This window comes from Leptolyngbya sp. AN10 (assembly GCF_050565645.1).
Lineage (GTDB): Bacteria > Cyanobacteriota > Cyanobacteriia > Leptolyngbyales > Leptolyngbyaceae > Leptolyngbya.
On sequence record NZ_JBNXVP010000059.1, the window covers coordinates 19,800 to 33,006 of the forward strand.

Genomic DNA, 13,207 nt, shown 5'->3' on the forward strand with positions numbered 1-13,207 from the left:
CATAAGCATACTCACAAACTCTTACCTAACAATGCAAGACAAATTCAAACTCTCGTTCAAGAGCCTAGCTGACACTGAAAAAGCGATCGCGCTGATTCTCGGTATTATCTTTTTGACGATCGGGATTGCTGGTTTCCTGCCCGCATTCATGTCGTTTCCTGGCTCTGCACCTGTAACAGGCGATGTTTATATTCCTCGCCTCTCGTCTTCAGATGGTTACGGACATCTATTCGGATTGTTCCCAACCAATTATGTGCATAATGCTGTGCATATCGTAGTTGGATTGCTCGGAATTGCAGCCGCAACGAGCTTTAGTGGTTCACTCGTGTACAACCAAGGATTTGCGATCGCATATACCGCGATCGTCTTATTCGGATTGATTCCTGCAACGAACACTACGTTTGGATTGATGCCGATCTACGGTAACAATATCTGGTTCAATGCGCTGACTGCAATCTTGGCTGCTTACGGCGGATTCGTGAAACCTGCGGAACTGGCGAAAGCAACCGAAGCATAGAATTTAATCGCCTTTCTCACTAAATTGCCTTTCTCACAGGCGTTTTCAAAATTCGTTTCACAATGTCAGGAATCTCAGACGGTCTTTCAGCCACTGGGATTCCTGCCCGTTTAAAGGCGGATATCTTGCTTTCTGCCGTTCCTAAATCCGGTCCCAAATTTGCAGTCTGCGAATCAATAATGGCTCCTGCGTGTCCCATTCGTCGATTTCGCGGCGCACTCCGACCTGCAATGTAGGCAATCACAGGTTTATCGATCGCTTCTGCAATGTAATGGGCTGCAATCTCTTCGTAATCCCCGCCAATTTCACCGACGAGCACAATCACATCCGTCTGATCATCTTCATCCAAAATCTGAAGCCACTGCGGAAAGGTCGAACCCGTGATCTGATCCCCACCCAAACTTACCGCGATCGACTGTCCAAATCCCGCTTGCGTTAACGTCCAAGCCACCTCATACGTTAAGGTTCCATTTCGACTTAGAAGCCCGATCGAGCCAGGTCGATAAAAGTCCGGCGGATGAATTCCAAGCAACATCTGTCCGGGTACGATCACGCCTGGACTATTCGGACCGACAATCAACGTATCGGTTGCCTCAGCTTTGCGGATCAGATGTACCATATCAAGAGGGGGAATTCCCTGGCTGATCAGTACAATTTGTCGGATGCCTACTGCGATCGCTTCAAGGGCTGCATCCAAAGCCGCATAAGGAGGAGAAAAAATCACTGTTGTGTCTACTGCTCCAACCTTCGGTAATGCCTGTTCGAGCATATCAAACACAGGAATTCCTGAAAGCGCCTGTCCTCCTTGCCCCGGACTCACTCCTGCAACAATTTGAGTGCCATACTCCTGCATCAGCGGCGCATAAAGTTTTCCCAATGGCTCTAGAATGCCCTGCACAATGACTTTGCTGGCTGGCGTAAAATTCATAAAGTTGGTAAGCACGTATTAAGTGAAAATCATTCCGAAGAACGATGACGATTACTGTTCAAAGTGAGCTTTTTGCTAGAACTATAAACGGTGAACCCAAGCACTACAACCCGTCCCAAAGTCAGTCTGCAAGCTCGGAAGTATTCGGACGATCGTAGGGGCTACAGAACAATGAACAAAATCGACTCAGATTTATCCTTTCTCTAAGTCTTACACAGGTGAAGCTTGCGTCTTCCCTAAATTATAAAGGGGTCAGCTAGAACACAAATCCCCAAATCTGCTAAAGTCACCAAACGTAACTCGAACGCGGGAAAAAAGATCCGTGGAAGTACTTGATTATATTTCAATTAACGCAAGGTTAATACTAGGTTAAGACTCCCTCTTCTTAGTAAGAATGATTAATTGTGCGATCGCGCTATCCAAGTCATCCATCACCAAAGCGGGAGTCGCAGCTAAGTACTCTTTCGCTACCTCTAAATTCGCTCCCAACAACCGCACAACCAATTTCGGCAAAGGAGCACCCCGACTGATTTTCAGTTCTTGGCTCACGGCTCTCGTGGGTGCAGGCGGACGGAGAAATCGCCCGATCGCTTCTGCAATTCGATCGCTCGGAACGGCTCCCGCAACAACATTCACCAAAATCGTTTTGACTTGTTTATTCTTCGCCAACATCGTTAAGCCTTGCTCTAATCGATCGCACAGCGTTTCTGGCTGCCAACTATGATGCGTTTCACTGCCAATATTGAGATAGTGCAGCAACTTCCCGCCCGATTGACTGATCAAATCCATTGTTGCCATTGTCAACGCAGCACCGTTACAGAGAATCGCAATCTGTCCCTCTGGATCGATCGTGTTTAATGAATCGGGTAAGCGATCGATGACAAATTTTCGAGGTCGATTGTCCAATGCTGCCAATGCTGGATGCCGTCCCAATGCTGCATCATTCACGGTAATTTTGCCATCAAGCGCCATGATTTCACCCTTGGCATTCACACCCAAAGGATTAATCTCAACTAAATCCAAATCTTTATCAACAAACAACCAATACATTCGTTCAACAATATCGCTAAACGAATTGATCAGATCTCCTTGCAGTCCCATTTTCAGCGCTAATCGACGCGCATAAAACGGAGAGAAATCTTGATCAATCACCACGTGCTGCATTGCATCGATCGCGGTTTGCACATCAATGCCCCCTTTCGCCGATCCCAAAATCACAGGTCGCCGAATCGACTGATTCAAAACCACTGCCAAATAGAGTTCTTGTTGCGCCTCGTATTTCGCTTCTGCCAATAGCACTTTGGGATATTCACCCATAATTGGCAAATTAAAAATCGAATGAGCCGCCGCGATCGCATCAATCGTATTTGACACGAATCGCACTCCTCCAACCCGACCGCGTTCACCCATATAGACTTGAGACTTGAGCGCGATCGGATAAGGAATCTTTAGCGCCTTCAAATCCGTGGGACGCTCAATACATTGAGAAGGTAGAACCGGGATTCCAACTTCACGAAACAGATCTTTAGCTTGATATTCGAGGAGATCCATTACAGGGAGGGCTGACGTTGACGAGTTTTCCAATCCTTGGCGACGCGATCGATTGCGTAGAATTTTTGCCAAAAAAGATCCACGATCCATGTCGGCAGTACCTTAGTCATCATGAATATGGTCAAGCCTCCAGCGGTGGCTGCGATGTATCGAGGCTGAGGTCGCTTTGCTACGATCGCTTTCACAATCACAGCCGCGACTCGCTCCGAACTCCAAGCCTGACTTCTTGTAAGTCTATCCAAGTTTTCTAGATTCTCAAACGCGGCTCGATATGGCGTATTCTTCCCATCTGGCATCGTGGTATCAACTTCACGCTCGACCACCTCGAAAAATTCCGTAGTCACCGGACCCGGTTCAATCACACTCACCCGAATATTAAACGGTGCTAATTCTCGTCGCAAACTATCACTCAGCGATTCCAGCGCAAATTTAGAAGCACTGTACAATCCGAAAAACGGAAAAGCAATCCGACCGCCAAGCGAACTGACATTAATAATTTTGCCGCCGCCTTGATCGCGCATCACTGGAATTAAGGCTTGAATCAGTCCAATCGCGCCAATCACATTCACCTGAAACTGTCGCTGCACTAAGTCGATCGGGATTAATTCGATCGGTCCCATTTGCCCGTATCCCGCATTATTCACTAAAACATCCACCCGCCCGAACTTGTCGATCGCGATTTGCGCCAGTGCTTTCACTTGTTCTGGCTGTCCCATATCCGTCGCCACCGTCAGCACTTCCGCCCCAGATTCACGAGCACGATCGGCAATTCGATCCAACTTATCAATACTTCGAGCCGCGAGAATCAATCTGACACCGGGAAAGCGATCGGCTAACAGTTGCGCGAGTGCGGCTCCAATTCCAGCCGATGCACCCGTAATTAAAACCACTTGAGAAGACATATGAAAGGAAGAAAAATGATGTTATTTCAAAGCGCCCAGATACGATACCAGAATCAGCGAACGATTTGTTGGCGTGGTGTTGAAAGCAATTGTTCTTTAGACAGAGGTCGGCTTTGAAATACCTTTAAAACTGATCCTTCTGCTAAAAACGTTACACTCGGCTGAAGGGTTCCAAACGCAAAAATAATTTGGTCTTGGTAGCCTTGAGCATTTTCGCATTGCCAGAAAGTTTGCAGTTTCTTTCCGATTAGCGATCGACCCCACTCCGGAGGAGCCATTTCAAGCATCGGAACTGTTTCTGTTTGAATCAACTCAATTTCGTCTGTTTCAGCAACTACTTTTACTGTTAGCGTTTGCGTCTCAAAGATGAATTTCACTTGATCAAGACACAGTTCCGAAGAAGTCATAGTTTGGTCTTCGAGCGCGGAAATATTGAGAAGTGGTGCACCGATCGGGAAATCATTTTCCACCATATTTATCTCGCTTCTTTTTGGCTTGTTTGAGAATCTTAATTGCCGTTTCTGCGTCAGAATCGCCATCCGCTGCTAAGTTTGCCAGTTCTGCAACTGTAAGAGTTTGAATATTAGTAGCGAGTTGATTAATTTGGCTCTGTCCACCGCCACGCTGTCGAATCGCGTCAGAGATAGAAAGATCTTTTAGTTCGACGAGCGTTCCTAATTTCTTTTGTCCTCCTGGTGTCAGTAGAATTCCTTCGGGTTCAGACATTTGCTCACCGTGTTGCTAATCTCATCTTAATCTCAATCAGAGTAGTGGTATCGACAGGCAATATTAAATAGCGATCGCACAATTGAACCTTTTTTAACAGGTGGCAGTCTAAGCAGTATCTTGAATTGAAGGGCACTCCCACCAGTGACAACGGCAGCAATTTCTTGGATTAGTTCCACATTCTCGGTGCAAGCAACTCCCTCATCGAATTCTTCAGATCAATCGGACTACGAATTGATCAAAGACTGCGTTGCAGGAGATACTCACAGTTTTCGCCGTCTCTACAGGCGCTACCAAAATCGCGTCCGGGCATTGCTGTTTCAACTGTGTGATGCCGATGCGATCGATGATCTCGTTCAAGAAGTGTTCCTGCGAGTCTGGAAAGGATTACCCAAATTTCGGCAAAATTCCCAGTTTTCGACTTGGCTGTATCGCATCGTGTGGAATGTCGCATCGGACTATCGACAAGCAGCGGCAAAAGGTCGATCGCGCTTAGAAGTTCTAACCCAACACGCACCGAAACAGCAAGAAGCCCCCGATCTGATTCAGTTGCACTACGAAGATATTGTTATGCGAGGATTAAAGGAATTGAGCTTTGATCACCGCACGATCTTGGTTTTGCATGATCTCGAAGGAGTGCCACAGAAAGAAGTCGCGGAAATTCTAGAAATTCCTGTCGGTACTGTGAAATCAAGATTATTTCATGCTCGTGGGGCAATGCGTCAATTTCTCGATCGTCAAGGAGTCCAATTATGAATCCACACCCAGAAGAGGATGAGGAGCTTACGAGCTTTCTTCGTCGTCATCGATCGTATCCGCCGACCGCTTCACCCGATTTAGAAGATCGAATTATTCAATCTCTGCCGAAACGCTCTCGTCTCTCTCGTCCGATCGTGCTTTGCATGGCGGGAATTGCCGCCTCGTTTATTGGAGTGATCATTGCTCAACCTGTTCGATCGCCATCTGTTGATCCTGCCACTTTAGAAGCGTATCTAGAAAGTAACTGGTCAACCGTGGTCGATGGTACAAGTGAGACCTCTGGAGATTATCTAACCCTTATCGAACCTACTGCCAATTAGGAGTTTGTTATGTTGCGTCGTGTTGCGATCGTGGTTGCGTCTACTGTTCTCATAGTCGTCGGAAGTGCGGCGGTATTACGTGCGATCGACTTCCGACAATCGAATGATGTCATTGCTCAAGCACCCTCACCGAGAGATCGTCCTGGGCGCGGTGAGATGGGATTATTGCGGGAATTGAATTTGTCAGCGGATCAAATGAGTCGAATTCAGCAGATTCGATCGCGCTATCGGGATCAAATGAAAAGCGATCGAGATGCGGCTCGTCAAGCACAACAAGAACTCAGAACTTTGATGGCGGGAAGCGCAAACGATGATCAAATTCGGGAAAAATTCCGTCAGGTCAAAGAACTGAGAACCAAAGTTGCTGATGCTCAGTTCAATAGCATGTTGGAAGTCCGAAATGTGTTGACCCCAGAGCAGCGGCAACGATTTGCACAGCGGATGGAACAGCGCAGAGGAAAAATGCGCGATCGAGTACACCATCAAGCTCCAGGTATCTGAAAAACGTGAATCCTTTAAGCTTTTCATACTGAAATTTGCGGCTATACGGATTCAAGCCGCAAATTCTAGATGCTTCACGACCGAGATAGTAGTCTCGAACCTAAGAGGGTGTTTGGAAAGTATAAAAAGCGGCTTTGCTGCGTTGCGAGTTCGCCCGGAAATGAATCTCCGGGCTAATGGAGGAAACCCCGCTGAAGCGGGCTAAGAGCGTAATACGGAGTTCTTAGAGCATGTTTGAAAAGTATAGGAAGATGCTTCACTTCGATGCCATTTCGCCCGTGATTGGAAATCACGGTCTATCGGAACAAAGTCCACTGAAGGGGACTGAAAGCCAGTTACAGCAAACTCTTCAGTCTGTTTCAACAGACTTCGTTCCGATAGCCCCGAATTCTATTCGAGGGGCGATTGATGCGATGAACGACTACTTTTCAAACACCCTCTTAGCCCAGTTTAGTGGGCTTCCCCCGATCAGCCCGGAGATTCATTTCCGGGCGGGTGAATGCGATCAACGATGACTTCTCAAACACTCTCTAAGCCAAGCTCCGCATATCTGTACTAGCTTCAGTTAGCAATCTAGAAAGCTGTTGAATCTTATCTGCAACATCACCAGAAGTTTCAATGTTCAACTCACCTGAAGTATCGCCTCCCAAACTCATCAGCAAATTAGCGATCGCTTCTGCACTTTTCCCTTTCCGCAGGGCATCTTTCAACTCGCCTAAATCATTCGCGATCGCAAGTCCTCGGAGTTGCTGCTCCCAAGCCTCGATAACTTCCATCGCTTGTTCAACAGGAATCGCAATGACTCCTTCTTGTAATAGCCCGATCGTAGTATCAATATTTGCTTGATCAACGTTTGCCATGATGAAATTTAGCAATACAACTTGTCGATCGTGCTGAATTTCGATCGTCCAGATCGTCTCTCCGAAGTTTGAGACTGTTCAATCAGAGAGTAGTTTGAAGCCGTTGGAGATCTTCGATCGATAGCTCTGTCGATTGCGCGATCACTTCGAGCGGTAATCCCTGAGATAGAAGTTTAAGTGCAATTCCTTGCTTAATTTGCTGTTCAGTTTCCTGTCTCACCCGTTGCTCAACTCGCTGTGTAACAAGTTCCTCATGTTGCCGTTCCCATTCTAAGAAAGCTTCGGATAATGCCATAACTGCCTCCCGATCACTAAAATCTTGAAGTTCACTCAGATCAATTCTAACTTTCCAATTGGATAATAATCTTAAAATCCCATTGCGTCGTGGATGATTCAGAGGCAGCGCCAAGACTTCTCGAATCGCCCTTTCCTGCGTCCCGTCTCGTCCCAAGACTCTTAACCACAGCGTTTCTTCTGTTTCGGGGAGTTGATCAATTGCCACAATTGCGGTTTTGAAAATCGATGGAACAAAGTAGACTCCCATTAGCCAATCTGGTTTGGTGACGCAGCCGGCTTCTTCTAACAAAGGTCGAGAAGTCGTTGTCGCTAAAATCCAGAGCATCGGCAACTCGTCTTCAGAAATTGCGTCCTGCTGTGCTTTGCGCCGTTCGTCTTCTTGAATCCACACCAATTTCATCACCGCAACTCTAATGTCAGTACGAGCAGGTGAATTACGATAAGGTTCGAGCAAGCAGGGTTTCTGAACCATTCGCCCCAACAGGCCCAAATCGTCTGATTGCACCCTTTCAGGATTGGGCACAAACCACACATCCACGAATTTTGATTCGCCTGGGATTTCGTACTGGCGCTGAACCGTTCCAAGTGGAGCTAGAAACTCCTCTAGATATTGCTTGGAGAGTTGATCAAAAGAATTTTGAGCCATCTAGCTATCTTACGATCGACGATATCGATCGAGCAATTCCGCCAAATAATCAAAGCCATCAACCCCAATTTCAACAATTAATCTCGATCGCTGTTCTTCCATGATTTGATCAAATCGCTCTCCAAGTTGTCCTTGCAGAATCGTCAACAACCCTGCTGGAGAACGCCAATCGGTCGTGCCCATCTGTTCAAGTTTGTACATTGCGATCGTCGATGCGTACACAACTTTCCCATAGTCTTTCTCTTGGTAAAAGGCTTCTCCAAAGTTGACCAAACAGAGAGCATGGAGATAGCGATCGCCTGCATCCGCCGCCGCATAACTCGCTTGCTCTAGATATTTCAAAGCTTGATCAACATCATTCAAAGTCACATAAGCACTTCCTAAACTCAGAGCACAGAGCGCTTGGCTTTGTAGATCTTTTAGCTTCACCGAGAGTGCTAAACCTTGTTCCAAATACCCGATCGCTAACTCATACGCATCTGGATCAGATTCAAGTAACTGAGCTTGGAACACTTCTGCATAGCCAAGATTCGCGAGTGCGTTTGCTTCACCCATACGATCGCCCTTCTGACGACTCAGGATCAGAGCGCGTTGGCTGGTACTAATTGCTTCTGCATATTGTTTCTGATTGATGCTGATGCGGCTGAGATGGTTTAAGTTAGCAATCTCGCATCGATAATCGCCTGCTTCTTGAGCAATGTCTTTCGCGATATCATGAATCTCTTTTGCAATGTCAAATGCTCCAAAGACTCGTTGTGCAGCCCCGATTAAAGTTAAAATTCGAGCTTTTTCCTGAGTGCCTTCCGCTTGTTTTAGTGGCTCGCTCAGATAGTTCATCGCCTCTCGGAAATGCCCCCCTGAAAAGGGCGTATAGATCGTTCCGTATAAGGGGAAATAGTCTCGTTGAGCAAAGATTCGGAGAATTTGCAGAGTGACTCGGAAAGACGCATCAGAAAACCGCGATCGATTGATCGAATTCAAAGACGAAGACTGTGCAAATCCATTCGCTAACTCTGACCAAATTAGCGCAAAGGTCAGGAACATCGAGACACACAAGTTTCGTCCTGCTTTGGAACTATAGCTTTGATTTTCTGCCCAATTGACTAAACCCCGTTGTAAGGTCTGAACCACGATCGCGAATTCCACCCAATCGGCAACCGTCAAATCGGGCTGATCCTGTGCCCAATATCTCACCGGATCATTGCGATCGAGGACTGCGAAAAAGGATTGTAATCGGGTTCCAAGTGGTTGTTTTGCCCAAACTTCCCAAGGATTTAGTCCGCGTGATGAACCCTCAAATCCAAGTTGTTCTGGATCATAAATCCAACTGACTAAATGCGGCTGCAAAATGTCCCAAGATCGAAAACCCCGGACAATTCCTTCGCTCAATTGTGCAAGTTCCTGCTGAGTTTCAGGATCAGAAATTGGCTGTTGTCGAAGCGTGAGTGCAACTTGTTTGAGTTGGTCAGCATTCAAACTATCAGGTTGATTTAGATCGCTCAATGCGAGAAAAATAAGTAATCGATCGCTTTTATCCGCCTGATTTAAGCGACGAACTGAAGTTGCGATCGCGCTTCTATTTCGGTTTTCAGATTGCCAGCGGCTCCATTCCCCATCAATGGTTTTGAGTGCCCGCATTGCCCGCATTGCTTTCGCTTGCTTTAATTCGTCGCTTTTATCATTTGCTTGGGTTTCCGTTTGCATGTAGCGATCGCGAAACTTCACTTCAAAAATTTCGCCACTATCCGGTTCAATCTCCTGCGCCAACAGTTGATAGACCTGTTCTTTCGATCGAATATTGCCTTTTAGCGTCATTTGGATAATTTGTTCGATCAAATCAGAATAGCGATCGCCTAATGCGGAATCAGACATATAAAACTCAACGATAGGGGTTTCTCTCATTCTAAAAGTTCTACTGATTCTCATACATTTTTCAATCGAAATTCAAAGAAAAATCGATTTGTTGCACTTGAGAAACGGGCAAACTTGGATATGATTAAAAATAATTCAGCCGATTCGATGTGAGGAGTTGAGCGATGAAAGTTTTAACCAGTTTATTTGGAGCCGCAGTGGTTGGCTTGATCGCGTATCAAGCCCCCGCTTCTGCTCAAGCGGCTTATGGAAGTTATATCGGTGTGGGTCCTGCGATCGGTCTAACCAGCGGCGATGATGGAGATGGAGGTGGCGTTTCGGCTGTGGTGGCTGGACGGTACAAGTTTCTCAGGGCACCGATTTCAATCCGCGCTCAGGCATTTTTAGGCAGCGGAACCGCGATCGTACCCACGATTTCTTACGACTATCCGCTGAATTGGCAGACCGATGTTTACATTGGCGCGGGGGCTTCAATTCCGCTCGGTGGAAATTCGGTGGTGGGCGATCGTACCAGTTTCGCGATTCAGCCTGGAATCGATTACGTCCTGCCCAATAGCAATCTCGTGGTGTTTGGAAATGCGGTAATTGCCTTTGATGGCTACCGAAACGGAGGAGCCGCTGCAACTCTGCAAGGTGGAGTTGGATTACGATTCTAGGTTGACGCAGAGATGCAAGACCCGTCACGATAGAATTCGTTGCGATCGTATCTCTTATGCCCGTTTTAAGCTGGACAGAACTCGAAGCTCTCACTGATTACCAAATCGATCCAGTCAATGGTTCCACGAATGCTCAGTCCTGGTTACGGCTCTTTGGACATTCAGAATCGGATGTGCGAGTGACGTTGTATCGGGACTATCATGCTTGGTGTCCGTATTGTCAGAAAATCTGGCTGTGGCTGGAAGAAAAGCAGATTCCCTACCGGATTGAGAAAGTAACGATGTTCTGCTATGGGGAAAAGGAAGCGTGGTACAAGCGGAAAGTGCCATCGGGAATGCTGCCTGCGATCGAGCTTGAGGGTCGAATCATTACCGAAAGCGATGATATTTTGATTGCGCTTGAACGATCGTTTGGGGTGCTGAAGTTTGGAATGGAAGATCCGCGAGTCAAATCGCTGCGATGGCTGGAGCGGCTTCTGTTCCGGGCGTGGTGTAATTGGCTCTGCTATCCGTCGTATTCTGCCCGCGATGAGCAACAGAAGCGCGAGAAGTTTATCGAAGTCGTATCGAAGGTTGAAGAGGCACTGAGCCAAACTCCTGGAGACTACTTTTTAGAGGAATTCAGTACGGTGGATGTAATTTTCACACCGTATGTTGAGCGGATGAATGCGAGTTTGTACTACTACAAAGGCTATTCGATGCGCGAAGAGAATCCGCGTTTCAAGGCTTGGTTCGATGCAATGGAAGCTCGATCGACGTATCGTGGCACTCAAAGTGATTTCCATACTCATGCTCACGATTTGCCGCCTCAGATGGGCGGATGTTGGGAGAATGGCGAACCGCAGATGTTGATCAATAAAGCACGAGTCGATCAGGGTGATTGGTTTGAGCTACCGGATGTAAACTATCCAGAACCAGAACACTCTCGCAAAGAAGCTTTGTATCGAGTGCTCAAACATCGATCGAACATTATCCGAGTCAATCCCTCAAACGATCGGGTGATGGATGAAGCCTTGCGCTGTGCCCTAACTCGAATGATGACAGATGAGGTTTGTGTTCCGCCAGCGGGATCAGATGTGGCTTTGCGATATTTACGCGATCGGATTAGTGTGCCGCGTGATATGTCGATTTATGCTGCGAAACGCTTTAGAACTGCCCTGGAAGAAACAGCCGCATTAGTGGGAAATAGTCAAGGTACACCGATTCCGCTCAAGCATCGACGCGATCAAGATCCAGCAAATTTTGCGAAGCGGTAAGTCTTGAAGGGAAAGACGGTTCCCTTTTCAATGTGATGCCTAGCTTCCTTGGCTGACCGCAGCGATCGCCAGAATTCGGAGTAGAAGATTGACCCCGACCATAGCTGACCAGAGAACCATGATGTTTTTGATGTTGTATCGATCGACGTTTTGCCAACCCCAAATAAACGTGTAAATGCTACAGAAAATCCCGAAGATTCCCCAACCTACTCCCTTATCTTCAAAGAGTTTAATAAGAACGAGAATGAAACACACCAAACTCGTGATCGCTGCTGCTAAAACGACCAATCCAAGTAAAGCTTCCATGAATGAACCCTCAATAACCTGTAGCTATAAAAACACATCACATTACCCAGTCATAGATTTCCTTTGTAAAAAAGAACAATCGGATTAACCAATAGATTAAGAAACCAATAAGGATCACAATTGTGATTCCGGTTCGCTGCTCAATCTGATCGATACTCCTAGAAAGTTTAAGTCGGTGCGATTTTGGCAGCACGATCGCACTCACAACCAATCCACCCACGAGAACCACGATCGGAGCAAATGCGTGAATTCTAAAGGCATGATCAAAATGACCTTGCAGGAGTTCGATCGTAGCGCGGGAAATTCCACAACCCGGACAAGGCACTCTCAACACTTCTCGAATCGGACATTGCCAACTGGGTAAACCAAGCAAAATCAGCCCAAAATGAACGATCGCAGCGGCAACGAGAATAAGACAAAGTTTTCGCGATCGAATTAATGAAGCAAGCATCATTCACTCAAAGGGGACGGAACCACAATATAGCCTGATGCTCGATCGCCCAATACTAAGTTTTTTTCTGCACCCCAATACCACCAATACGCGGCTACATAAGCACAAATCAAACTATCTAACTGATCTTCGACTGCTTTCAGATCAACGCCTTTGTTAGGAATTTCCGGTAGTGTTTCTAACTTTAATCTCGGTTCGATTTGAGGTAATCGCTCCAGAATGAATTGACGTAGTTTTTCTAATTCTGGTTTACGTTGTGCGATCGTGCCTTTTTTGTATTTCAAAATCTGATTCAATCCGAATAGATGCACCATTGCCGGATGCGGAAACACTTCGATTTGATAGCGTCCTGGATGTTGAGCTTTAATCGTGGGCGCGTGTTCAAATCCTCGTGCTTCCAAACTTAGTCCTACACCGACAGTACGATCGGCAAACGGAAGTCCTAAATTCGCAGGATAGCACCCAGCATGATATCGCCCGAAATGCTTATGAGCTAAACGATCGGGCAATCGCATTCCGGTTTGATTTGGAATAATAACCCAAGTTGCTAGTTAGAAGCGGTCAGGGAGCAAAGCCAATAAAATCTCTTCAAGATGTTGACCCTTGAAGAGAAGAAAAATGCTTGACGAAATTATAGCGATTTATGCAATTACCGACGA

The 13,207-nt window shown here is 46.6% G+C and carries 17 protein-coding genes; 6 read left to right on the forward strand and 11 right to left on the reverse strand.

Features of this window, described 5'->3' with window-relative positions:
• The first annotated feature begins 31 nt into the window (after nucleotides 1-31).
• Nucleotides 32-517, forward strand: coding sequence for a DUF4383 domain-containing protein (locus tag ACQ4M5_RS38290; RefSeq protein WP_430681040.1), 486 nt, complete (start codon nucleotides 32-34; stop codon nucleotides 515-517).
• A gap of 19 nt (nucleotides 518-536) precedes the next feature.
• On the opposite strand, the gene ACQ4M5_RS38295 is transcribed toward ACQ4M5_RS38290, so the two are convergent.
• From ACQ4M5_RS38295 to ACQ4M5_RS38315, 5 genes are all read right to left on the reverse strand, one after another.
• On the reverse strand, nucleotides 537-1,445 hold the full coding sequence (locus tag ACQ4M5_RS38295) for a succinate--CoA ligase subunit alpha (protein WP_430681041.1): 909 nt from the start codon (nucleotides 1,443-1,445) through the stop codon (nucleotides 537-539).
• A gap of 369 nt (nucleotides 1,446-1,814) precedes the next feature.
• Complete coding sequence (locus tag ACQ4M5_RS38300) at nucleotides 1,815-3,086, reverse strand: ATP-grasp domain-containing protein (RefSeq protein WP_430681042.1); 1,272 nt, start codon at nucleotides 3,084-3,086, stop codon at nucleotides 1,815-1,817.
• Nucleotides 2,996-3,898, reverse strand: coding sequence for an SDR family oxidoreductase (locus ACQ4M5_RS38305; RefSeq protein WP_430681043.1), 903 nt, complete (start codon nucleotides 3,896-3,898; stop codon nucleotides 2,996-2,998). Before ACQ4M5_RS38305 ends, ACQ4M5_RS38300 begins: the two co-directional genes overlap by 91 nt.
• Before the next feature lie 53 nt (nucleotides 3,899-3,951).
• Nucleotides 3,952-4,371 (reverse strand): DUF6334 family protein, encoded by a 420-nt coding sequence (locus ACQ4M5_RS38310; protein ID WP_430681044.1) that lies wholly within the window; start codon nucleotides 4,369-4,371, stop codon nucleotides 3,952-3,954.
• The gene (locus ACQ4M5_RS38315; protein WP_430681045.1) at nucleotides 4,358-4,624 is read right to left on the reverse strand and encodes a hypothetical protein; all 267 of its coding nucleotides are present in this window, start codon (nucleotides 4,622-4,624) and stop codon (nucleotides 4,358-4,360) included. The genes ACQ4M5_RS38310 and ACQ4M5_RS38315 overlap by 14 nt, the downstream gene beginning before the upstream one ends.
• A 144-nt stretch (nucleotides 4,625-4,768) precedes the next feature.
• Between ACQ4M5_RS38315 and ACQ4M5_RS38320 the strand changes: the two genes are divergently transcribed.
• The 3 genes from ACQ4M5_RS38320 to ACQ4M5_RS38330 are packed head-to-tail and all read left to right on the forward strand — an operon-like array spanning nucleotide 4,769 to nucleotide 6,204.
• Nucleotides 4,769-5,380, forward strand: a complete 612-nt coding sequence (locus ACQ4M5_RS38320; RefSeq protein ID WP_430681046.1) for a sigma-70 family RNA polymerase sigma factor — start codon at nucleotides 4,769-4,771, stop codon at nucleotides 5,378-5,380.
• Nucleotides 5,377-5,703, forward strand: coding sequence for a hypothetical protein (locus tag ACQ4M5_RS38325; protein WP_430681047.1), 327 nt, complete (start codon nucleotides 5,377-5,379; stop codon nucleotides 5,701-5,703). The genes ACQ4M5_RS38320 and ACQ4M5_RS38325 overlap by 4 nt, the downstream gene beginning before the upstream one ends.
• A 9-nt stretch (nucleotides 5,704-5,712) precedes the next feature.
• Nucleotides 5,713-6,204 carry a Spy/CpxP family protein refolding chaperone gene (locus ACQ4M5_RS38330; RefSeq protein ID WP_430681048.1) on the forward strand — a complete coding sequence of 164 codons (492 nt, stop codon included), beginning with the start codon at nucleotides 5,713-5,715 and terminating at the stop codon, nucleotides 6,202-6,204.
• A gap of 530 nt (nucleotides 6,205-6,734) precedes the next feature.
• Here ACQ4M5_RS38330 and ACQ4M5_RS38335 read toward each other — a convergent pair.
• From ACQ4M5_RS38335 to ACQ4M5_RS38345, 3 genes are all read right to left on the reverse strand, one after another.
• Nucleotides 6,735-7,064 (reverse strand): hypothetical protein, encoded by a 330-nt coding sequence (locus ACQ4M5_RS38335; RefSeq protein WP_430681049.1) that lies wholly within the window; start codon nucleotides 7,062-7,064, stop codon nucleotides 6,735-6,737.
• A gap of 82 nt (nucleotides 7,065-7,146) precedes the next feature.
• Entirely contained in the window at nucleotides 7,147-8,007 is an 861-nt protein-coding gene (locus tag ACQ4M5_RS38340) for a flagellar assembly protein H (protein WP_430681050.1), read from the reverse strand.
• Nucleotides 8,008-8,016: 9 nt separating this feature from the next.
• Nucleotides 8,017-9,909: a tetratricopeptide repeat protein gene (locus tag ACQ4M5_RS38345; protein WP_430681051.1), complete on the reverse strand. Its 1,893-nt coding sequence runs from the start codon at nucleotides 9,907-9,909 to the stop codon at nucleotides 8,017-8,019.
• 134 nt (nucleotides 9,910-10,043) lie between these two features.
• Between ACQ4M5_RS38345 and ACQ4M5_RS38350 the strand changes: the two genes are divergently transcribed.
• Together ACQ4M5_RS38350 and ACQ4M5_RS38355 are read left to right on the forward strand one after the other, a co-directional pair.
• A complete protein-coding gene (locus ACQ4M5_RS38350) occupies nucleotides 10,044-10,535 on the forward strand; it encodes a hypothetical protein (protein ID WP_430681052.1) in 492 nt (163 codons plus the stop codon).
• A gap of 56 nt (nucleotides 10,536-10,591) precedes the next feature.
• Nucleotides 10,592-11,791, forward strand: coding sequence for a glutathione S-transferase family protein (locus ACQ4M5_RS38355; RefSeq protein WP_430681053.1), 1,200 nt, complete (start codon nucleotides 10,592-10,594; stop codon nucleotides 11,789-11,791).
• A 39-nt stretch (nucleotides 11,792-11,830) separates the two neighbouring features.
• On the opposite strand, the gene ACQ4M5_RS38360 is transcribed toward ACQ4M5_RS38355, so the two are convergent.
• The 3 genes from ACQ4M5_RS38360 to ACQ4M5_RS38370 are packed head-to-tail and all read right to left on the reverse strand — an operon-like array spanning nucleotide 11,831 to nucleotide 13,084.
• Nucleotides 11,831-12,097, reverse strand: coding sequence for a hypothetical protein (locus tag ACQ4M5_RS38360; RefSeq protein ID WP_430681054.1), 267 nt, complete (start codon nucleotides 12,095-12,097; stop codon nucleotides 11,831-11,833).
• A gap of 37 nt (nucleotides 12,098-12,134) precedes the next feature.
• A complete protein-coding gene (locus ACQ4M5_RS38365; protein WP_430681055.1) occupies nucleotides 12,135-12,551 on the reverse strand; it encodes a DUF2752 domain-containing protein in 417 nt (138 codons plus the stop codon).
• Nucleotides 12,548-13,084 carry a DUF429 domain-containing protein gene (locus ACQ4M5_RS38370; RefSeq protein ID WP_430681056.1) on the reverse strand — a complete coding sequence of 179 codons (537 nt, stop codon included), beginning with the start codon at nucleotides 13,082-13,084 and terminating at the stop codon, nucleotides 12,548-12,550. Before ACQ4M5_RS38370 ends, ACQ4M5_RS38365 begins: the two co-directional genes overlap by 4 nt.
• Nucleotides 13,085-13,207: the final 123 nt, after the last annotated feature.